Genomic DNA, 19349 nt, shown 5'->3' with positions numbered 1-19349 from the left:
GTCCGATGCTGCGGATCGTCAACCGTGTCGTGCTGGGTGCGGTCGGACTCGTCCTGCTGGTGGCCGGCGGTTCGGTGCTGGCCGTGGGGCTGGGGCTGAACCCGCCGTCCTGGTGGATCCACGACGGCCCTCACGACGTCCTGCTCGACGACACCGAACGCACCCGCTGGGAGCAGCACGGCTGGTGGTGGCCGACCGTCCTCGCCGTGCTGGCCGTCCTCGTCCTGCTCGCCCTGTGGTGGCTGACCGCGAACCTGCGCCGGCACCGGCTGACCGAGGTCCTGGTGGACACCGGCGACGGCGAGGGCGCGCTGCTGCGGGGCCGGGCCCTGGAAGGCGTACTGGCCGACGAGGCGACCGGGCTGGAGGGCGTGTCCCACGCCCACGTCCGGCTGACCGGCAGGCGCGACGCCCCGAAGACCCGCGTACGGCTCCTGCTGGAACCGCACGTGGACCCCGGGACGGCGCTGAGCCATCTGACGACGGAGGCCCTGACCCACGCCCGCAATTCGGCGGGCCTGGCGTCACTGCCGGCGGAGGTCCGCATGAAGGCGGTCAAGCACCGTGCGGAGAGGGTCAGTTGACGGCTAGAACCCGTGCCGCATCCCACCGTCGACAGGCACCATGATCCCGGTCAGATAGGAGGCGGCCGGCGACAGCAGGAACGCCGCCGTACGCCCGAACTCCTCCGGCGTCCCGTACCGCCGCAACGGGATCCTCGACTCGTTGGCCGCACGCGTGGCCTCCGGGTCGGCGGACAACCCGTCCAGCTCGCGCACGCGGTCCGTGTCGATACGGGACGGCAGCAGCCCCACGACCCGGATTCCGCGCGGCCCCAACTCGTCCGCGAGGGACTTCGCGAACCCGGCGAGCCCCGGCCGCAGCCCGTTCGAGATGGTCAGCCCCGGAATCGGCTCGTGCACCGAGCCCGACAGCACGAACCCGATGACACCGCCCGCCTCCAGCTCGGCCGCCGCCGCACGGGCGAGCCGCACCGCGCCCAGGAACACCGACTCGAAGGCCGCGGCCCACTGCTCGTCCGTGTTGTCCGCGAGGAAGCCGGGCGCCGGACCGCCGACGCTGATGAGGATGCCGTCGAAGCCGCCGAAGTTCTCCCGGGCGGCCGCGATCAGCCGTGCGGGTGCCTCCGGATCGGCGTTGTCGACGGCCACCCCCACCGCGCCGGGTCCCAGCTCGGCTGCCGCGTCGGCGGCCCGCTTCTCGTCGCGCCCGGTGAGAACGACCTTCGCCCCGTCGGCGACCAGTTCACGCGCCGACGCGTTGCCGAGGCCACGCGTGGCCCCGGTGACGACGTACACGCGGTCCTTCAGTCCAAGATCCATGGCTCCTATCCTGCCTCCTCGCCCCCGAACAGGGCGAGGGCGGTGTTCACCAGACCGATGTGGCTGAACGCCTGCGGGAAGTTGCCGAGCTGCACGCCGCCCACCGGGTCGTACTCCTCGGCCAGCAGCCCCACGTCGTTGGTCAGCGCCAGCAGCCGTTCGAAGAGGTCCCGTGCCTCCTTCGTGCGGCCCGTCATGTGGAGCGCGTCGGCGAGCCAGAACGAACACGCCAGGAACGCGCCCTCGCCGCCCGGCAGCCCGTCCACGGGCATCCCCTCGACGCTGTAACGCCGTACGAAACCGCCGTGGTTCAGCTCCGCGCGGATCGCGTCGACGGTGCCGACGACCCGGGGGTCGTCGGGCGGCAGGAAGCCGACGCGCGGAATCAGCAGCAGGGACGCGTCGAGTTCGCGCGAGCCGTAGTACTGGGTGAACGTGTTCCGCTCGGCGTCGTAGCCCTTCTCGCACACCTCGTCGTGCACCTCGTCGCGCAGCGCGCGCCAGCCGTCCACGTCGCCGCTCAGCTCCGGGTAGGCCTCCAGGGCGCGCACCGCGCGGTCGGCGGCGACCCACACCATGACCTTCGAGTGGACGAAGTCGCGCCGACCGCCGCGCACCTCCCACAGCCCCTCGTCCGACTGGCGCCAGGAGGACCGGAGGAAGTCCAGCAGGACGCTCTGCAGGGACCATATGTGCGGTTTGGCGGGCAGCCCCGCCCGACGGGCCAGCGACAGCGAGTCCATGACCTCGCCGTACACGTCCAGTTGGAGCTGTTTCACGGCCTCGTTGCCGATCCGGACCGGCTTGGAGTCGGCGAAACCGGACAGCCAGGGCAGCTCGTACTCGGGCAGCCGCCGCTCGCCCGCGAGGCCGTACATGATCTGGAGGTCCGCGGGATTGCCGGCGACCGCGCGCAGCAGCCAGTCCCGCCAGGCCTCGGCCTCCTCCAGGTAGCCGCACGACGCCAGGGCGCCCAGGGTGAGCGTGGAGTCGCGCAGCCAGCAGTAGCGGTAGTCCCAGTTGCGTACCCCGCCCAGCTCCTCGGGCAGTGAGGTGGTGGCCGCGGCCACGATGCCGCCGGTCGGCCGGTAGGTGAGCGCCTTCAGGGTGATCAGGGAACGGACCACGGCGTCCCGGTGCGGACCGTCGTAGCGGCAGCACGCCGCCCACGCCTGCCAGTCGGCGACGCTGGACTCCAGCGCCTCGTACGGGTCGACCAGCGCGGGGCGCGGCTCGTGCGAGGGGTGCCAGGTGAGCACGAACGCGACCTTCTCGCCCTCCTCGACGGTGAACTCGGAGTACGTTCCGAAGTGCTCGCCCCAGGTGCGGACCGGGGGCTCGCTGCGCAGCCACGTCGAGTCGGGCCCCGCCACGGCCACCCGGTGCCCGTCGGACCTGCGCACCCACGGCACGACCGAGCCGTAGTCGAAGCGCAGCCTGAGCGTGCTGCGCACGGTGACCCGGCCGCTGAGACCTTCCACGATGCGTACGAGGTCGGGAGCTTGGTGGCGTTGCGGCATCAGGTCGGTGACGCGTACCGCCCCCTCGTCCGTCTCCCAGTCGGTGTCCAGGACGAGGGTGCCGGGGCGGTAGGCGCGGCGGGTGCACTCACCGTCGGCGCCCTTGGGTGCGATGCGCCAATGGCCGTTCTCCTCGTCGCCGAGCAGTCTGGCGAAGCAGGCGGCGGAGTCGAAGCGTGGCAGGCACAGCCAGTCGACGCTGCCGTCCTTGCCGACCAGGGCCGCTGTCTGTTCGTCGCCGATCAGGGCGTAATCCTCGATACGGGGCACGGGAGTGCGGGTTCCCGGTGAACCCCGGCGACAATCAGGGGGAGGGCCGTGGGAGTGATCCCTGGGTACCGGAGAAGATGACCCCCGGGTCCGTGGGCGCCTGGTTCAGCACCCATAGACCGATGAGTGTCGCCAGCGCGAAGACGACCGCGATGAGTACGGTCAGGACGAGTCGGCGGCGGCGTTCGCGGCGCAGCCACTCGCCGCGTGCCGTGCGATAGGCGTCGGGGGCCGCGTGCACACCGCCCGCCAACGCGGCCAGCGCCTCCTGGAGTTCCCGCTCGGTGCGGTCCGGAGTCGTGTCCTTCATCGCCGGGCCTCCATCGCCTGGGTCAGGGCGGCGAGGCCGCGTGCCGTGTGCGTCTTGACGGAGCCGCAGGAGATCCCCATCGCGGAGGCGATCTCGCTCTCCTTCAGACCGAGCCAGTGCCGCAGCACCAGCGCCTCGCGCTGCCGGGGCGGCAGTTGCTGGAGGGCGTCGATGAGGACGCGCTGGTCGTCGTGGAGGAGCGCGGTGCTCTCGGCGGAGGCGACGAGTTCGTCCAGTGGGGCAGGGGGGTTCTCCACATGTCTGCGGGCGACCTGGAGATGCCGTATCCGCATCCGGGTCAGATTGCAGACGGTGGAGCGCAGATAGGCCTCCGCCGCCTCGGTGTCCCTGAGCCGCCGCCACTTGCGGTAGATCTGGTAGTAGGCCTCGGCGACCACGTTCTCCGGGTCGTCGGCGCCGAGCAGCACGGCGAGCCGCAGCATCGAGGCGTAGTGCTGCTCGAAGAGCCGGGCCACGCCGGCCTCGCGTTCCAGCTCGGCCGGATCGGTTGCCGCGGGGGTGAGCGGTACCGGTACGGAGGTGGTGTGTCTCAGGTGCTGTCTCACGGGTTGTTCGCTCCCGTCTCCGGGCGCCGGCCGAGGGACAGGCGCGACGGCAGATCGGTCAGGTCGGCGCCGCGCGGGACACCGAGTCGTTCGAGAACCGCGGTGCCGATCACGGCGACGGTCAGGTTCAGCAGCAGGGCGGTGAGGCCGGCGTAGATCTGGAAGGGGCCGGTGCCGACCGACGAGAACCCCTCGCGGACGACCAGGTAGGTGCCGGACAGCATTCCCGCGCCCCATCCGGCGAGCAGCGCCCGTGGATGCAGCCGGCCGGTGAACAGGCCCACGGCGACGGCCGGGAAGATCTGCAGGATCCAGACCCCGCCGAGGAGTTGGAGATTGACGGCGTCCTGGTCGCGCAGCCCGAACACGAACGCGACCGCGCCGACCTTCGCCGTCAGCGACACCGCCTTGGCGATGCGCACCTGGCGCTTGGGCGTGGCGGTGGGGTGCACGTACTCGACGTAGACGTTGCGCACGAAGCTGGTGGCCGCCGCGATCGACATCACCGCGGCCGGAACCAGCGCCCCCACGGTGATCGCCCCGAAGACCAGTCCGGCGAGCGGTCCCGGCATCAGCCGGTCGACCAGCATCGGTACGGCGGTCTCGGCGCCGCCCTCCGGTGCCCGCACGCCCGCCGCGAGCGCCGCGATGCCGAGGAACCCGAAGAGGGCGAGCAGCCCGGTCCAGGCGGGCAGGGCCACGGCGACCTTGCGCAGGGTGCGCGGGCTGTCGGCGGCGAAGGCGGCGGTCAGGACGTGCGGGTACATCAGCAGGGCGAGGGCGGAGCCGAGGGCGAGGGTGGCGTAGGAGGGCTGCTGCTCGGGGGAGAGGAGCAGCGCCGGGCCGCCGAGGCGTTCGGCGGCTCCGTCGAAGACGGCGCCCGGTCCGCCGAGCCGTTCCAGGACCAGCCAGGTGACGGCGGTGAGCGAGACGAAGACGGCGACCGCCTTGAGCGCGGAGATCACGGTGGGCGCCCGCAGCCCGTGCCGGTAGGTGGCGACCGCGAGGCCCGCGAACAGCGCCACCATCACCAGATCACCGGCCGCGCCCCGCGGGTAGACGCCGCCCGCGGTCAGCACCGCCCGTATCCCGAGCAGCTGGAGCGCCAGATACGGCATGGTCGCGAGGATCCCGGTCAGCGCGACCACCAGGGCCAGCGGCGCCGAACCGTAGCGGCCGCGCACGAAGTCGGCGGCGGTGATGTAGCCGTGCCGCCGGGCCACCTCCCCGAGGCGGCTGAGCAGCACGAAGGCGATCGGGCAGACGATCACCGTGTAGGGCACCGCGAAGAAGGCGGCCGCGCCGTTGCCGTACGCCAGTCCCGGTACGGCCGTGAAGGTGTACGCGGTGAAGATCGTGCCGCCCAGCAGCAGCCAGGTCCACACCGGGCCGAGGCCGCGGTCGGCGAGCGCCCAGCCCTCCAGGGACGGCAGCCGGTCGCTGGGGTGCAGCCGGCGCGCGGTCACGGCGAGCAGCGACGCTCCGCCGATCACGGCGAGGAACGTCGCGGTCATGGCGCTGTCGGCCATGGTCACCGTCCTTGGTGTGCCCGCAGGTGTGGCTTGACCCTCGCGCAAGAGTTGCGCGTGCGGCCGGTTCGGATGACAGGGAACCGGCGGGAAATCTTCTGGACATTCGCTGTCAACCGTCTGCGACGGGTGGGCAACTCTTGCACAGACCCACAGCGAAGGGGAGAGGAGCGCAGGTCATGGCACGGACCGGTCATCACCGGCTACGGCGCGTCGCGATCGCCGTACTGCTTCTCGCACCCGCCGCGGGACTGCTGTGGGTTCCGCTGTACGCCGGTGCCGAGCCGCGGCTCGCGGGGACGCCGTTCTTCTACTGGTACCAGCTCGCCTGGGTGCCGGGGTGCGGTCTCTGTCTGCTCGCGGCGTACGCGCTGACGGACCGACATCGCCGCTGAGTCTTTCTCTTCCTTCTCTCTCCTTCTCTCTTCCTGTCTCGTTCCACCGTTTCCGGTGAGGAGCCGCCATGCCCGAAACCGCCCTTCAGCCTGCCCTCGAGGCGCCTGAAAAGTCACGTATGTCACCTCGGTCGATCCTCTTGTGGGCCGGCGTCGCGCTGCTCGGCGCGGTCGCCTGGGGCGTCCTCGCGCTGGCCCGCGGGGAGAAGATCTCCGCGGTCTGGCTGGTCGTCGCCGCGCTCGGCTCGTACGCGATCGCCTACCGCTTCTACTCCCGCTTCATCGTGCGGCGCGTCCTGAAACCGGACGACCGCCGGGCCACCCCGGCCGAGCGCCTGGAGGACGGCGTCGACTTCCACCCCACCGACCGCCGGGTGCTCCTCGGCCACCACTTCGCGGCGATCGCGGGCGCCGGACCGCTGGTGGGCCCGGTCCTCGCGGCCCAGATGGGCTATCTGCCCGGCACGCTGTGGATCGTCGCCGGAGTGATCTTCGCGGGCGCGGTGCAGGACATGGTCGTGCTGTTCCTGTCCATGCGCCGGGACGGCAAGTCGCTCGGGCAGATGGCCCGCGACGAGATCGGCCGGGCGGGCGGCGCGGCGGCGCTGATCGCGGTCTTCGCCATCATGATCATCCTGTTGGGCGTGCTCGCCCTGGTCGTGGTCAACGCCCTCGCCCACTCCCCGTGGGGCACCTTCTCCGTCGCGATGACCATCCCGATCGCCCTGTTCATGGGCTTCTGGCTGCACCGCATCCGCCCGGGCCGGGTCGTCGAGACCAGCCTCATCGGTGTCGTCCTGCTGCTGCTCGCGATCGTCGGCGGCAGCTGGGTCCAGGAGTCCTCGCTGGCCTCGGCCTTCACCCTGAGCCCGACGACCCTCGTCTTCTGCCTCGTCGGCTACGGCTTCGTCGCCTCCGTCCTCCCGGTCTGGATGCTGCTCGCGCCCCGCGACTACCTCTCCACCTTCATGAAGATCGGCACGATCGCGCTGCTCGCGGTGGGGGTCGTCGTCGCCGCCCCGGTGCTGCGCGCGGACGCGGTGACCGACTTCGCCTCCTCGGGCGCGGGCCCGGTCTTCGCCGGTTCGCTGTTCCCCTTCCTCTTCATCACCATCGCCTGCGGCGCCCTGTCCGGCTTCCACGCCCTGGTCTCCTCCGGGACGACCCCGAAGCTGATCCAGAAGGAGTCGCAGATCCGGATGATCGGCTACGGCGCCATGCTGATGGAGTCGTTCGTCGCGATCATGGCGCTGATCGCCGCGGCGACCCTGGAGCCGGGTCTGTACTACGCGATGAACGCCCCGGCGGGACTGCTCGGCACGACGGCCGAGTCGGCGTCCCACGCGGTCGCGGGCCTGGGCTTCACCATCACGCCCGACCAGCTCACGCAGGCCGCGAAGGCGGTCGAGGAGCAGACGCTGATCGCCCGCTCCGGCGGCGCCCCGACCCTCGCGGTCGGCATGTCGGAGATCTTCTCCGGGGTCTTCGGCGGAACGGCCATGAAGGCCTTCTGGTACCACTTCGCGATCATGTTCGAGGCGTTGTTCATCCTGACGACCGTCGACGCGGGCACCCGGGTCGGGCGCTTCATGCTCCAGGACATGCTCGGCAACGTCTGGAAGCCGGTCGGCCGGGTCAACTGGAAGCCGGGCATCTGGCTGTGCAGCGGACTGGTGGTGATGGCCTGGGGTTACTTCCTCTACAGCGGCGCCACCGACCCGCTCGGCGGGATCAACCAGCTCTTCCCGCTCTTCGGCATCGCGAACCAGTTGCTGGCCGCCGTGGCGCTGACGGTGTGCACCACGGTCCTGGTGAAGTCCGGGCGGCTGCGCTGGGCCTGGGTCACCGGCGTCCCGCTGGCCTGGGTGGTCGCGATCACCTTCACCGCCGGCTGGCAGAAGATCTTCTCCGACGACCCGCGCGTCGGCTTCTTCGCCCAGCGCGCCAAGTACGCCGACGGCATCGACGCCGGCCAGGTGCTGCCGCCCGCCAAGTCCCTCGACGACATGCGGACCGTGGTCACCAACTCCACCGTCGACGGCGTACTGATCGCCCTGTTCCTGCTGCTCGTCGCGGTCGTGATCGTCAACGCGGCGGTGGTGTGCGTACGGGCCGTCCGCACCCCGGGCACCCTGCCGACGACCGAGTCGCCGTACGTCGAGTCCCGCATCGAGATACCCGAGCAGGCCGGTGAGGCGCCGCTGGCCGGGGCGCGGTCATGAGCGTCCGGCGCTGGGCGCGGGCCGTCCGCTGGTACCTGAGGGAGCTCACCGGGGAGACGGAGTACGACCGCTACTGCGAACGCCACCTCCGCCACCATCCGCTCGCGCCCGTACCGACCCGGCGCGACTACCAGGTGCTGCGCACCCGGCACCAGGAGGCCCACCCGCAGGGCCGCTGCTGCTGACCTCCACCGCCAGCGGACCGCGGGGCGGACGCACCGCCCCGCGGTCCCCGACGACTCACCTCCGGGACCGAGATGTTCAGACGCCGCCCCGCCCTGCTGGTCCGCCCCGCCCTCGACGACGACGCGCTGCACACGACCCTGACGGAGCTGCGCCCCAGCCCTCAGCTGCACGGCCTGGGCGCCGGCCGCACCCGCCCCCTGTGGCAGCCGGCCGCCGAACTGCTGCGCGACACGGGCCGCGACTGGGACCGCCGGTGGCACCGGATGTCCGTACTGGCGGGGGAGCTGCCGCCCGCGGTCTGCGAGCGCTGGACCGCCGAGCGGCCCGATGACGGGGACGCCCTGGTACTGCGGGCCTGCGTACGGTCCGCGCGGGCCGCTGCCGAGGGGCGGGCCGCCGCCCGGGAGGCGGAGCAGGCGTGCCTGCGTGCCGCCGACGCCTGCCCCGAGGACCCGACCCCGTGGCTGGCCCTGCTGGACGTGATGTACGCGCTCGCCGTCCCCGTCCGGGACGCCGTGCCCGTGTGGACCGAGGCCGTCAACCGAGCCCCCTGGCACCGGGGTGCCTACCACCGGCTGCTGCGCCATCTGTCCCCGCGCGGCCCCGGCACGGTCACCGCCATGACGGACTTCGCCCGGCACGCGGCCGCCCGCGCACCGCACGGATCACCCCTGGCCCTGCTTCCCGTGGCGGCCCGCGTCGAACTGGTCGCGCACCGGCACCTGCGGGGACGGACGGGGCTCGGGGCCGACGCCCACTGGAACGAGGTCCGGGCCGCCGAGGAGATCGAGACGGCTCTGGACCGCTGGTTCCGCACCGCCGCCACGCCGCATGCCGAGGCCGTCGCCGACCTCAACCTCCTCGCCTTCGCCCTGGTCCGCACCCACCGCCCGGACGAGGCCGCACCCGTCTTCCGGCGCATCGGCCGCCATATGACGACGCATCCCTGGGAGCTGCTGCCGGCGCCGGAGCGCACGTTTCTCTACTGGCGCGACCGGCAGGGGGTGTGAGGAGGAGGGACGGGCGTCGCCCGTCTCAGACCGCCGCCGGCTCCGCCTCCGCCGCCGTTTCCTTCTCCGCCGCCTCCCGGCGGTCCCGCAGCTCGCGCCGGACCAGGACGATCCAGCCGATCGGGACGCCCGCGGCGAACAGCCACCACTGGTAGGCGTAGGCGTAGTTCAGCGGGGCGTTCTCCTTGCCCGGCCTGCCGAGCGGCTCCGGGGTGTCGCCCTTGGGTTCGGGCGTGGTCAGGGCGATGTAGCCGCCGAGGACCTGCTTGCCGAGGCGCTGGGCCTCCTGCTCGCTGTTGATCAGCATGATCTGGCGGTCCGGCAGACCCTTGAGGTTCTTGATGCCGCTCGCCTCGGTCGTCTCGTCGGGCATCAGCCGCCCGGTGACGGTGACCTCGCCCGCGGGGGGCGCCGGGACCTTCGGGAAGGCGGTCTGGGTGGCGCCGGTGGGGACCCAGCCGCGGTTGACCAGCAGCACCTTGCCGTCGTTCAGGACGAACGGGGTCAGGACGTGGTAGCCGACCTCGTCGTCGGAGTTGGTACGGCGGCGGACGACGAGCTCGTCATCGGAGTCGAAGCGACCCGTCGCGGTCACCGACCGGTACCGCTCCTTGCTGGTGACCGTGTGCCCGGCGGCCGTCATCCGCTCCACCGGCACCGGGTCGGCGGACAGCGCGTCGGAGACCAGCTGGTTGCGGGCGCTGCGCTCGTCGTAGCGATGCATCTGCCAGATGCCCAGCCGGATCATCGTGGGGATGAGGACGAGGGCGACCAGCGTGAGGATCACCCACTGCCGGGACAACAGGAAGCGGTACACCCCATGACCGTACAACTCGGGTCATGGGGTGTTCGCACAGGGGTGTGGTCAGACGCGGTCGACGATGCCCACCTTTCCCTCCGCGCGGGCGCAGTGGGCGCCGCAGAACCAGTGGCCCTCGACCTCGACGCCCTGGCCGATGATCTGCACACGGCAGTGCTCGCAGATCGGGGCCATGCGGTGGATCGCACAGGAGAAGCAGTCGAACACGTGCACCGCTCCCTGTGCGTGCACCTCGAAGGTCATGCCGTAGTTGTTTCCGCATACTTCGCAAGTCGCCATGGGCCACAGGGTGGGCCGTCGGTCCGGCGCGGGCGAGGCGGCGGCGGGCGAGTCGCGGCGCAATCACCCGTCCGTACGGTCATCCCCGCGACGCCGGTGCCACATTGCCGAGGAGCTGCCCGAAGGCCGCCTCGTCGACGACCGGCGTGCCGAACTGCCGGGCCTTGACCACCTTGGACGTGCCCGAGTCCGGGTCGTTGGTGACGAGGAGGCTGGTCAGCCGGGAGATGCTGGTGGCGACGTGCAGCCCGGCCTCGATCGCGCGGTCCTCCAGGAGGTCGCGCTCGGTGGAGGTGTCGCCGGAGAAGGCGATACGCATGCCCTGCTTGAGCGGTTTGCCCTCTTCGTAACGTCCCGGGTTGGGATAGGGGCATGCGGGCCTTTTGCGGGCGGGGCGCCAACTCGTCGGCCGGTAGCTGCCGTAGCTCGACTGCTGCTGCCGGGGCACGGCCCGGTCCGTCCACTCCGTCAGCGGCCGGCACTCGTGCAGCGGCAGCCGTACACCGCCCTCGGCCGCGGCCCTGAGGCTCGGCCGGAACGCCTCCGCGAGCACGCGCGCGTCGTCGAGCGCGTGGTGCGCGCGCTGCTGTACGACACCGAAGTGGGCGGCCAGCGACTCCAGCTTGTGGTTGGGCAGCGGCAGGGCGAGCTCCTTGGACAGCGCGATGGTGCACAGCCGCTGGCGCACCGGCGCCTCGCGCTCCGCGCGCGCGTACTCCCGCGCGATCATCTGCCAGTCGAAGACCGCGTTGTGCGCGACGAGCACCCGGCCGTCCAGCCGGGTCGAGAACTCCTCGGCGATGTCCTGGAAGAGGGGCGCGCCCTCCAGCACATCGCTCGTCAGACCGTGGATCCACACCGGGCCGGGGTCGCGCTCCGGGTTGACCAGCGTGTACCAGTGGTCCTCGACCTCGCCGCGCGCGTCCAGCCGGTAGACGGCCGCGGAGATTATCCGGTCGTCCCGGGCGAGGCCGGTGGTCTCCACGTCGACGACCGCGTACCCCTGCGGATACGCGGCCGGCCACGTTGTGGGGGAGGACGCTGCGGTCGACTGGTCTTCGAGCATGGTCCCTGAGGATACGGGCCCTCACTGACAGCGCCGCGCGCACCCGGCCGAGAGGGGCCCGTGTGCGGCGGCGGGCGGTGCCGTGAGTTCGTACAAAGGCGTGAGGAACCGTACGCACGCGCGCGTAGGGCCACCAATCCCGTACCGAAGCGCGGCAGTTGTTCGCCGGGCCCGCCCCCTCACCCCAGCGCCGCCACCAGGTCCCCCGCCGTCAGCGCCTCCAGACCGCAGCCGTCGACGGGCCCCGGCAGCAGCCGGTACACCGACCCGGCCGCACCCTCGGGGGCCACTGCGCCGTGGACCAGCGCGAGGAACACCTGCTTCTTCGCGGCCGCTTCACCCGCGAGGGCGTCGGCGTCCTCGGACGGCTGCCGGCTCTCCGGCGGCTCCAGGGCACGCACGCGTGCCGCGAACTCCGTGGCCGGTTCCCCGACGTGCCGCCGGTAGTGCCAGAGCTCGTCCACCGCGCGCGGATGCGGCGCGCGCCGTACCACCGCGACCTCGTCGCCCCGCGCGGTCGCCCGCCACACGGCCAGGTCCCACAGGGTCGTACGGCCGCAGGAGAAGTACTGATGCAGGTCCTCGGCGACCCGCCCCAGGTCGGCCCCGTGCGCATACAGGCTGTGGAAGCCCTCGGCGGCCGGCAGATGCAGATCGGTCCACAGGAACGTGCGGCGGTCCAGGTCGACCAGCATCGGGACGTGGATGCGCGAGTCGCCCACCAGGTCGTACCGCTGACGGACCGTGCGCGGGTCGTAGGACGCGTCACGGTCCTCCGAAGCGGCGGACGGCAGCGCCATGAAGCCGGCGAAGGCGTCCAGGAGCGCCTCGAACGGGACGTCGTTGAAGCTGAAGACGACGGGCAGCGCGAACCGCACCCCGCGGTCGGCGAGCGCGCCGAGGTCCAGGTCGACGTACTCGGTCGCCCCGTCCGGCGCGGGCCCCGAGACCAGATCACCGGAGTGGACCGCCGAACGGCCCTCGTACACGAGGTTGGTGTAGTCGCACAGACCCGCGAACTTCCAGTCCTCGTCGTACAGCGCCACCGACAGGTCCAGGTCCACCCGGGTGCCGGCGGGCTCCATCCAGTGCAGGAAGAGCCGCAGGACCTCCCCCTCGGGCAGCGGCTGGGTGCTGCCGCGCGGCACCGTCACGAGCGCCTTCGCGGCGGCGCTCTCGGCGGCCGGCACCGCGAGACCGGTGAGCGCCGAGTCCAGCACGGCCAGGTCGAGCCGAGGCCCGTCGGCCAGGCGGCGCAGCGCCTCGGCCTCCAGCAGCGCGCACACCTCGCCCGTCACCTCCGAAGACAGCGGCACGCGCGTGTCGTCGATCGTGAAGGAGTGGGTGACCTGACCGCGCGGGAAGAACACCCGCCGCCCGCCCGGCAGATGACGGATCCGCATCCGGCTGAGCGCCGCCAGCAGCGGACCCGGCCCCGCCTTGGGCAGCACACGGCGCAGGACGTCCCCGAACCCCTCCGGCAGTACGTCGAGTTCGCGCAGCCGCAGCAGATGGTCGAGCCTGCGGAGCAGTTCGCCCGGCCGCTGGGCGAGCAGCTCCAGGGCGGCCGCCATGTCCTTCTCGTGCAGCGCCTGTTCGACGCCCGCCGCCCAGGTGGCCGGCTTGACGCGGACGCCGTCGACCCGCACCGCGTCCGGGTGTTCGGCGGCGGTCCGCAGCAGTGCCTCGCCGAGCGCGCCCTCGGACGTGTCCGTGGCACGCAGGACGGCGAACGCGAGGGCGGCCCGGGGATGGCGGGCGTGCTGTTCGTAGGGGTGCAGGATCTCGGCGGCGCGCTTCCAGGCGCCCGGGTGCCGCAGCACGTCCTCGACCAGCGACGGCATCGCCAGGCCGTCGAGTGTGCCGAGCAGTTGTCGGCGCAGCGCGCGCGGCAGGGAGCGCATACGGGGAGGGTCGAGCAGATCGGACTCGCCGCCCGACCACACGCACAGCAGCCGCAGCACGTCCGTCGCGGTCGTCAGATGCGTGGCGAGGAGCCCGGTCGCCGTCACGCGCGTGTCCCGGTCGAGCAGCAGCGTGCCGAGGACCAGCGCCTTGGTCTGACGCACCGGGATGTCCGCCGGGAACCAGCCGAGGTCGGCCGGTGCGTGCGCCAGCAGGATCTTCACGTCGTCCCGGTCCTGCGGCGGCAGCGGGGTACGACGGGCCAGCAGTTTCAGCAGGGCCCGGACCGCGTCCGCCTTCGCGTCCACTCCGAGGGCGAGCGACTTCAGCGGGCCGACGGCGAGTTCGCGCTCGTGGCGCGGATGCTGCGGCTTCAGGAAGGGGTCGGTCCGGTCGATGCGGCGATGACAGACCGGGCAGCCCGCGTAGTCCGCGCCGTCCCAGCACTCCCGGCACACCAGATGCGCGCACGGCGACACCGGGTGCACGCTGCCGACCGTGCCGCACAGCACACACGGCTGGGCCGGCCACTGCAGCAGCAGGGTGAAGATCCGGTCGACGTACAGCTGGAACGTGTCGTCCGGCACCGAGGCCGGGAAGCTGCGGAACATCGGCATATGGGTGCGGTCCGCGCCCAGTTCGGCGTCGATGTGCCGGACCAGCTGCCTGCCGGCGTCCCCGAGCCCGGCGGGTCCCAGCCAGGCGAGCGCCGCGTGCAGCTCCGCCGTCGGTGCGAATCCCCGGTCCAGCAGCTCGGCTTCGAGCGCGACGAGCCCTTGCGTCGTCGACGGGTCGCCCGGGCGTGGCCCGGCCTGGTCGACGTAGACGGTACGAAGGCGGCGGAGCAGCACGGACGACAGTACGGACAAGCGGAGGCCCCCGGCGGGAAGGAAGAGAGGAAGAGGGCGAGGGGCGGGGAGTGAGCGCGCTGTCAGCGTCGGAAAGGGAGAAGGAAGCACGCTTGCGGAGCCGCCCCCGCGATCACGAATGTAGGAGAGCACATCCGTACGGCGCCACTCATTTGTTTTCGAGCAGTGATCGCGTCAACGCCCGCACGGACGTGACGAACAGCCGCTCCTCGTTAACCGGCCGCGCGAAGGCACGGGCGAGCCCCGGGTCGTCGTAGGCGGTCGTCTCCTGCGCGGGCCGCTGCACGGGCGCGCGCTCCCGGTTGCGTTCGACGAGGACGAAGCCCACGACCTGGAACTGCACCGCCCGCACCGCCTCCGCCGCCCGGGCGCCGCGCAGCCCGGCCGCGTGCACCTCCCGCGCCAGCGCCTCCCGCGCGGGCAGGAACATCCGTTCGGTCAGGCCGCGTTCGTGTGCCATCGCGATCAGATGCGGATGGGCGCGCAGCCGCCGGCGCAGGATGCGGGCCAGCGAGACGACCCGCTCGGCCGGGGTGCGCCCGACCGGCCGGAACTCGCCCAGGTCGGCCACGGTCCGCTGCACGAGCGCGTCCAGCAAGGACTCCCGGTTGCCGACATGCCAGTAGATCGAGGTCACGGCGGTGCCCAGTTCGGCGGCGAGCTTGCGCATCGTCAGCGCCTCGGGGCCGTGCTGCCTCACCAGGTTCGCGGCGGTGTCCAGGACCTCGTCCCGGGTGAGCGACGCTCTCGCCATGCTGCCCCCAAGTCCGGCTCGTGCATGCCTATTTACCCTGCGGGACGAGTGCTGTAACTGTGTTACAGGTGACGGCCCATCAGAAGAAGGGCGGTACGACATGGCACGCGTACGGTACGGCGCACGGACCGAGGCGGAGATCGCCGCCGCGCGCACCGCGAGCTCCAGGCTCCCCGACATCTGGTCCACCGGTGTGGTGGCGGTCTGGGAGACCGACCCGGACGCGCTCGCGGCGGTCCTGCCACCCCCTCTGAAACCCACGGACCGGCCGCTGGCCCGGGTGAACATCAGCAAGGTCGACCTGCCCGGATATCCGCTCGGCGCGGGCTCGTTCGCGGTCGCCGCGGCCCATGACGGCGTCGAGGGCTGGTATCCCCTCGTCATGCCGATGACCCACGAACGGGCCCTCGTCGGCGGCCGCGAGGTCTTCGGTGAACCCAAGAAGCTCGGCGAGGTGGTCGTCGAGCGCGACGGCCTGATCGTCCGGGCGTTCCTCGCCCGCCACGGCATCGCCTTCGCCGAGGTGCGCGGCGCGGTCGCCGGCGAGCTGCCGCTGCCGGAACCGGTCCGCAAGACCGACTTCTACTTCAAGTTCCTGCCCGCCGTGGACGGCTCGGGCTTCGACTCCGACCCGGTGCTCGTGCGCTGTGTGCGCAACGAGAAGGTCCGCAAGCTGGAGCGGATCACCGGCGACGTCGTCCTGCGCGAGTCGATGTACGACCCGGTCGCCGACCTCCCGGTGTGCCGCCTCGTCGAGATCACCATCGGCGAGAAGACCAGCGACCAGCGGGGCAAGGTGGTCGAGCGGGTCGACGCGCGGGCGTTGCTGCCGTACATCCATCAGCGCTACGACGATCCGGCGCAGGTCCTCGACGCGCCTCCCGAGGGGAGTGCGTGATGGACCTCCGGGAAGGTCAGGTCGCCGTGGTGACCGGCGCGGCGAGCGGCATCGGCCTCGCGATGGTCCGGCGGTTCGCCGCAGAAGGGCTCAAGGTCGTTCTCGCGGACGTCGAGGAGGGCGCCCTGGAGAAGGCTGTGACGGGCCTTCGCGCGGACGGTGCGGACGTGCGCGCGCGGGTGGTGGACGTCGGTGAGCGTGAACAGGTCCTGGAGCTGGCGGACTTCGCCTACGAGACGTACGGGGCCGTCCATGTGCTGTGCAACAACGCCGGGGTCGGCTCGGGCGCCGAGGGCCGGATGTGGGAGCACGAGCCGAACGACTGGAAGTGGGCGTTCGCCGTCAACGTGTGGGGTGTCTTCCACGGCATCCAGGCGTTCGTGCCCCACATGATCACGTCGGGTCAGCCCGGTCATGTGGTCAACACGTCCTCCGGTGACGGCGGTATCGCCCCGCTGCCCACCGCCTCCGTGTACGCCGTCACCAAGGCGGCCGTCGTGACGATGACCGAGTCCCTGTACGCCCACCTCAAGGCGGAGCACGCACGCGTGGGCGCCTCCGTCCTCTTCCCCGGCCCGCACATGCTCCGCACGGGCCTGTGGGAGTCGCACCGCAACCGGCCCGACCGGTACGCCAAGGAACGGCCGCGCCGGACGCCGTACCGCAGCCTCGACCAGTGGGAGGCCGCGATGAAGGAGGCGGGCCGGGAGGTGGAGTTCACGCCGGTGGAGGAGGTGGCCGAGGCCGTGGTCGACGGCATCCGCGCGGACCGCTTCTGGATGCTGCCGCCGAGCGAGCACAGTGACGCCCAGATCAGGGCGCGGGCGCAGTCGATGCTCGACCGCGCCGACCCGTCGTACCTAGAGAGCTTCATCCTGGACTGAGGGGCTGCGATGACTGACCAGGACGACCCGTACCTGATCATCTCCTCCGACTGCCACGCCGGACTGCCCACCGAGGAGTACCGGCCCTATCTGGACTCCCGCTTCCACCGGGAGTTCGACGACTTCCTCGCCGGGCGCGACCGGCGCCGCGAGGAGATGACCCGGCTCGGTATCCGCAACGAGGCGTTCGCGAACAAGTGGTTCCAGGACAACGAGGAGGGCCTGCGCGGGGGCTGGGAGACCGCGCAGCGGCTGAAGGAGCTCGACGGCGACGGGGTGGCCGCCGAGGTCGTCTTCCCGGACGCCGACGCGGTCGACAGCCAGACCGCCGCGCCCTTCGGGGTGGGACTCGGGCTCTCCGGCGATCACGACCCGGAGCTCGGCATGGCGGGCGCGCGGGCGCACAACCGCTGGCTGGCCGAGTTCGTCTCCGAGCACCCCGAACGGCACTGCGGGGTGGCCCTGTTGCCGGTCACGGCTCCGACCGAGCGGGTCGTCGCCGAGGTGTACCGGGCCAAGGAGTCCGGACTCGGCGCGCTGATGATCCCGTCCATGTGGGTCGACAAGGAGCCTTACCACGACCACCGTTACGACCCGGTGTGGGCGGCGGCCGCCGAATGCGGGATGCCGGTGATGACCCACTCCGGCGCCGCGCCGCGCCACGAGTACGGCGACCACCTCGGGATCTTCGTCTCCGAGGTCACCTGGTGGCCCGCGCGGCCACTGTGGTTCATGCTCTGGTCGGGCGTCTTCGAACGCCATCCGGGACTGAGGTTCGGTGTCGCCGAGTCGGGTTGCTGGTGGCTGCCGAACCTGCTGTGGTTCATGGACCGCCTCTACCTCGGCGCACACGGCGGCAAGAAGCTCTCGCCCTTCCAGCAGGTGAGGCGTCCGCCCCACGAGTACCTCGACCGGCAGGTCTTCATCTGCGCGACCAACACCAAACGCCGCGAACTCGCCCAGCGCTACGAGATCGGCGTCGACAACATCCTCTGGGGCAGCGACTTCCCGCACCCCGAGGGCACCTGGCCCGACACCCGCGCGTGGCTCGGGCGCACCTTCCACGACATCCCGGTCGCGGAGACCCGCCGCATGCTGGGGCTGGCCGCGGCGGAGGTCTTCGGCTTCGACGTGGCGAAGCTGGCCCCGCTCGCCCGCCGTATCGGCCCCACCCCCGCCGAGCTCGGCCAGCCCGCCGACCAGGGGGCCGTGGAGGCGTCCTGGGCGCGCTCGCGCGAGGTCGGCCGGCACTGGCTGACGGGCCATGACTTCCCGGCCCTGGGGGTGACGCCGTGACCGATCGCTACACGGTCATCTCCGCCGACTGCCACGCGGGCGCCGACCTGCTGGACTACAAGACCTATCTGGAACGGCGGTACCACGACGAGTTCGACGCGTGGGCGGCGACGTACGTCAATCCCTACGAGGACCTGCTCGCCGACACCGCCGACAAGAACTGGAACTCCGAGCGGCGGCTCGCGGAGCTGGAGGAGGACGGGATCGTCGCCGAGGTGGTGTTCCCCAACACCATCCCGCCGTTCTTCCCGTCCGGCTCGCTCATGGCGCCCGCACCGGACGCCGGGGAGTTCGAGCGCCGCTGGGCCGGTCTGCGCGCCCACAACCGCTGGCTGGCGGACTTCTGCGCGGCGGCACCGGGGCGGCGGGCGGGCGTCTTCCAGATCCTGCTCAACGACGTCGAGGAGGCGGTGAAGGAGATCCGCCGGTCCGTCGAAGCGGGCCTCAAGGGCGGCCTGCTGCTGCCGGGCACACCGCCGGGCAGCGGTCTCCCGGAGCTCTACTCGTCGGCGTACGACCCCATCTGGGCCGTCTGCGCGGAACTGGGCGTCCCCGTCAACCACCACGCGGGCTCGGCCTCCCCGCCGCTCGGCGAGGAACCGGCGGCGCGCGCGGTCTTCATGGTCGAGACGACCTGGTTCTCGCACCGGGCGCTGTGGCACCTGGTGTTCGGCGGTGCCTTCCGCCGTCACCCGGAGCTGAGGCTCGTGCTCACCGAACAGGGATCGGGGTGGATCCCGGGTGTGCTGGAGATGCTGGACTACTACCACGGGCGCCTGGTCGCCGCCGCGACGAGGGCGTCCACGGCGGAGTCCAAGTTCGGCGCGGGCCTCGCCGCCCGCATGGGCGACGCGCCCTCCCAGGTCTGGCGCGACCACTGCTTCGTCGGCGCCAGCTTCATGCGCCCGCACGAGGTGCCGCTGCGTGACCGGATCGGCATCGACAAGATCATGTGGGGCAGCGACTATCCGCACGACGAGGGGACGTATCCGTACTCGCGCGAAGCCTTGAGGTTCGCGTACGCGCGCGTGCCCCGCGCGGAGGTCGCCGCGATGGTCGGCGGCAACGCCGCGCGCGTGTACGGCTTCGACCTGGACCTCCTCGACCCCATCGCGGCGAAGGTGGGCCCGACGGTCGAGGAGATCGCCGAGCCGCTCACCGAGCCACCGGCGGACGCGACGAGCCCGGTGTTCGCGAAGGGAGCGTCGGTACGGGTCTGGTGAGCGT

19 protein-coding genes are annotated in these 19349 nt (G+C 71.9%); 9 read left to right on the top strand and 10 right to left on the bottom strand.

Annotation, left to right across the window (positions count from 1 at the left end):
* Window positions 1-5 precede the first annotated feature (5 nt).
* Entirely contained in the window at window positions 6-584 is a 579-nt protein-coding gene (gene amaP / locus ACIOHP_RS15600; protein ID WP_401887680.1) for an alkaline shock response membrane anchor protein AmaP, read from the top strand.
* 3 nt (window positions 585-587) lie between these two features.
* Here amaP and ACIOHP_RS15595 read toward each other — a convergent pair whose 3' ends face one another.
* From ACIOHP_RS15595 to ACIOHP_RS15575, 5 genes are read right to left on the bottom strand one after another with little or no spacing between them, the layout of a single operon-like run.
* Window positions 588-1343 (bottom strand): SDR family oxidoreductase, encoded by a 756-nt coding sequence (locus ACIOHP_RS15595; RefSeq protein WP_361553734.1) that lies wholly within the window; start codon window positions 1341-1343, stop codon window positions 588-590.
* Window positions 1344-1348: 5 nt separating this feature from the next.
* Window positions 1349-3133 (bottom strand): glycoside hydrolase family 15 protein, encoded by a 1785-nt coding sequence (locus tag ACIOHP_RS15590; protein ID WP_361553731.1) that lies wholly within the window; start codon window positions 3131-3133, stop codon window positions 1349-1351.
* 34 nt (window positions 3134-3167) lie between these two features.
* Window positions 3168-3443 carry a hypothetical protein gene (locus ACIOHP_RS15585; protein ID WP_401887676.1) on the bottom strand — a complete coding sequence of 92 codons (276 nt, stop codon included), beginning with the start codon at window positions 3441-3443 and terminating at the stop codon, window positions 3168-3170.
* A complete protein-coding gene (locus ACIOHP_RS15580) occupies window positions 3440-4009 on the bottom strand; it encodes a SigE family RNA polymerase sigma factor (RefSeq protein WP_307032526.1) in 570 nt (189 codons plus the stop codon). The genes ACIOHP_RS15585 and ACIOHP_RS15580 overlap by 4 nt, the downstream gene beginning before the upstream one ends.
* Complete coding sequence (locus ACIOHP_RS15575; protein WP_307032528.1) at window positions 4006-5538, bottom strand: sodium:solute symporter; 1533 nt, start codon at window positions 5536-5538, stop codon at window positions 4006-4008. Before ACIOHP_RS15575 ends, ACIOHP_RS15580 begins: the two co-directional genes overlap by 4 nt.
* Window positions 5539-5717: 179 nt before the next feature.
* Between ACIOHP_RS15575 and ACIOHP_RS15570 the strand changes: the two genes are divergently transcribed.
* From ACIOHP_RS15570 to ACIOHP_RS15555, 4 genes are all read left to right on the top strand, one after another.
* Window positions 5718-5933, top strand: a complete 216-nt coding sequence (locus ACIOHP_RS15570) for a DUF3311 domain-containing protein (protein WP_266829048.1) — start codon at window positions 5718-5720, stop codon at window positions 5931-5933.
* A 119-nt stretch (window positions 5934-6052) separates the two neighbouring features.
* Window positions 6053-8155 carry a carbon starvation CstA family protein gene (locus tag ACIOHP_RS15565; RefSeq protein WP_401887671.1) on the top strand — a complete coding sequence of 701 codons (2103 nt, stop codon included), beginning with the start codon at window positions 6053-6055 and terminating at the stop codon, window positions 8153-8155.
* Window positions 8152-8340: a YbdD/YjiX family protein gene (locus tag ACIOHP_RS15560; protein WP_266894255.1), complete on the top strand. Its 189-nt coding sequence runs from the start codon at window positions 8152-8154 to the stop codon at window positions 8338-8340. The genes ACIOHP_RS15565 and ACIOHP_RS15560 overlap by 4 nt, the downstream gene beginning before the upstream one ends.
* Before the next feature lie 72 nt (window positions 8341-8412).
* Window positions 8413-9351: a hypothetical protein gene (locus tag ACIOHP_RS15555; protein WP_401887669.1), complete on the top strand. Its 939-nt coding sequence runs from the start codon at window positions 8413-8415 to the stop codon at window positions 9349-9351.
* Window positions 9352-9376: 25 nt separating this feature from the next.
* On the opposite strand, the gene ACIOHP_RS15550 is transcribed toward ACIOHP_RS15555, so the two are convergent.
* The 5 genes from ACIOHP_RS15550 to ACIOHP_RS15530 all read right to left on the bottom strand — a co-directional run bounded on the left by ACIOHP_RS15550 (window position 9377) and on the right by ACIOHP_RS15530 (window position 15044).
* A complete protein-coding gene (locus ACIOHP_RS15550; protein WP_361553717.1) occupies window positions 9377-10168 on the bottom strand; it encodes an SURF1 family protein in 792 nt (263 codons plus the stop codon).
* A 48-nt stretch (window positions 10169-10216) separates the two neighbouring features.
* Window positions 10217-10450, bottom strand: a complete 234-nt coding sequence (locus tag ACIOHP_RS15545) for a hypothetical protein (RefSeq protein WP_079083468.1) — start codon at window positions 10448-10450, stop codon at window positions 10217-10219.
* 79 nt (window positions 10451-10529) lie between these two features.
* Window positions 10530-11516 (bottom strand): DEDDh family exonuclease, encoded by a 987-nt coding sequence (locus tag ACIOHP_RS15540; protein ID WP_361553714.1) that lies wholly within the window; start codon window positions 11514-11516, stop codon window positions 10530-10532.
* A gap of 179 nt (window positions 11517-11695) precedes the next feature.
* Window positions 11696-14290, bottom strand: coding sequence for an MXAN_6230/SCO0854 family RING domain-containing protein (locus tag ACIOHP_RS15535; RefSeq protein WP_401887665.1), 2595 nt, complete (start codon window positions 14288-14290; stop codon window positions 11696-11698).
* A 148-nt stretch (window positions 14291-14438) separates the two neighbouring features.
* The gene (locus ACIOHP_RS15530; RefSeq protein ID WP_401887663.1) at window positions 14439-15044 is read right to left on the bottom strand and encodes a TetR/AcrR family transcriptional regulator; all 606 of its coding nucleotides are present in this window, start codon (window positions 15042-15044) and stop codon (window positions 14439-14441) included.
* A gap of 100 nt (window positions 15045-15144) precedes the next feature.
* On the opposite strand from ACIOHP_RS15530, the gene ACIOHP_RS15525 reads away from it, so the two are divergent.
* From ACIOHP_RS15525 to ACIOHP_RS15510, 4 genes are read left to right on the top strand one after another with little or no spacing between them, the layout of a single operon-like run.
* The gene (locus tag ACIOHP_RS15525) at window positions 15145-15942 is read left to right on the top strand and encodes an acetoacetate decarboxylase family protein (protein WP_361487678.1); all 798 of its coding nucleotides are present in this window, start codon (window positions 15145-15147) and stop codon (window positions 15940-15942) included.
* Entirely contained in the window at window positions 15942-16826 is an 885-nt protein-coding gene (locus ACIOHP_RS15520) for an SDR family NAD(P)-dependent oxidoreductase (RefSeq protein ID WP_401887660.1), read from the top strand. Before ACIOHP_RS15525 ends, ACIOHP_RS15520 begins: the two co-directional genes overlap by 1 nt.
* Window positions 16827-16835: 9 nt before the next feature.
* Window positions 16836-18122 carry an amidohydrolase family protein gene (locus ACIOHP_RS15515; RefSeq protein WP_401887658.1) on the top strand — a complete coding sequence of 429 codons (1287 nt, stop codon included), beginning with the start codon at window positions 16836-16838 and terminating at the stop codon, window positions 18120-18122.
* Window positions 18119-19345, top strand: a complete 1227-nt coding sequence (locus ACIOHP_RS15510; RefSeq protein ID WP_401887656.1) for an amidohydrolase family protein — start codon at window positions 18119-18121, stop codon at window positions 19343-19345. Before ACIOHP_RS15515 ends, ACIOHP_RS15510 begins: the two co-directional genes overlap by 4 nt.
* Window positions 19346-19349 lie beyond the last annotated feature (4 nt).

The sequence above is a fragment of the Streptomyces sp. NPDC087859 genome (genome assembly GCF_044742595.1).
GTDB classification, from domain to species: Bacteria; Actinomycetota; Actinomycetes; order Streptomycetales; family Streptomycetaceae; genus Streptomyces; species Streptomyces canus_F.
This window is presented reverse-complemented; position numbering and strand designations above follow the sequence as displayed.

Excerpts from the sequence above, each read along its gene's own strand:
- amaP (WP_401887680.1), top strand. The coding sequence starts at position 6 with ATGCTGCGGATCGTCAACCGTGTCGTGCTGGGTGCGGTCGGACTCGTC.
- ACIOHP_RS15595 (WP_361553734.1), bottom strand. The coding sequence starts at position 1,343 with ATGGATCTTGGACTGAAGGACCGCGTGTACGTCGTCACCGGGGCCACG.
- ACIOHP_RS15585 (WP_401887676.1), bottom strand. The coding sequence starts at position 3,443 with ATGAAGGACACGACTCCGGACCGCACCGAGCGGGAACTCCAGGAGGCG.
- ACIOHP_RS15575 (WP_307032528.1), bottom strand. The coding sequence starts at position 5,538 with ATGGCCGACAGCGCCATGACCGCGACGTTCCTCGCCGTGATCGGCGGA.
- ACIOHP_RS15570 (WP_266829048.1), top strand. The coding sequence starts at position 5,718 with ATGGCACGGACCGGTCATCACCGGCTACGGCGCGTCGCGATCGCCGTA.
- ACIOHP_RS15565 (WP_401887671.1), top strand. The coding sequence starts at position 6,053 with ATGTCACCTCGGTCGATCCTCTTGTGGGCCGGCGTCGCGCTGCTCGGC.
- ACIOHP_RS15560 (WP_266894255.1), top strand. The coding sequence starts at position 8,152 with ATGAGCGTCCGGCGCTGGGCGCGGGCCGTCCGCTGGTACCTGAGGGAG.
- ACIOHP_RS15555 (WP_401887669.1), top strand. The coding sequence starts at position 8,413 with ATGTTCAGACGCCGCCCCGCCCTGCTGGTCCGCCCCGCCCTCGACGAC.
- ACIOHP_RS15545 (WP_079083468.1), bottom strand. The coding sequence starts at position 10,450 with ATGGCGACTTGCGAAGTATGCGGAAACAACTACGGCATGACCTTCGAG.
- ACIOHP_RS15540 (WP_361553714.1), bottom strand. The coding sequence starts at position 11,516 with ATGCTCGAAGACCAGTCGACCGCAGCGTCCTCCCCCACAACGTGGCCG.
- ACIOHP_RS15530 (WP_401887663.1), bottom strand. The coding sequence starts at position 15,044 with ATGGCGAGAGCGTCGCTCACCCGGGACGAGGTCCTGGACACCGCCGCG.
- ACIOHP_RS15525 (WP_361487678.1), top strand. The coding sequence starts at position 15,145 with ATGGCACGCGTACGGTACGGCGCACGGACCGAGGCGGAGATCGCCGCC.
- ACIOHP_RS15520 (WP_401887660.1), top strand. The coding sequence starts at position 15,942 with ATGGACCTCCGGGAAGGTCAGGTCGCCGTGGTGACCGGCGCGGCGAGC.
- ACIOHP_RS15515 (WP_401887658.1), top strand. The coding sequence starts at position 16,836 with ATGACTGACCAGGACGACCCGTACCTGATCATCTCCTCCGACTGCCAC.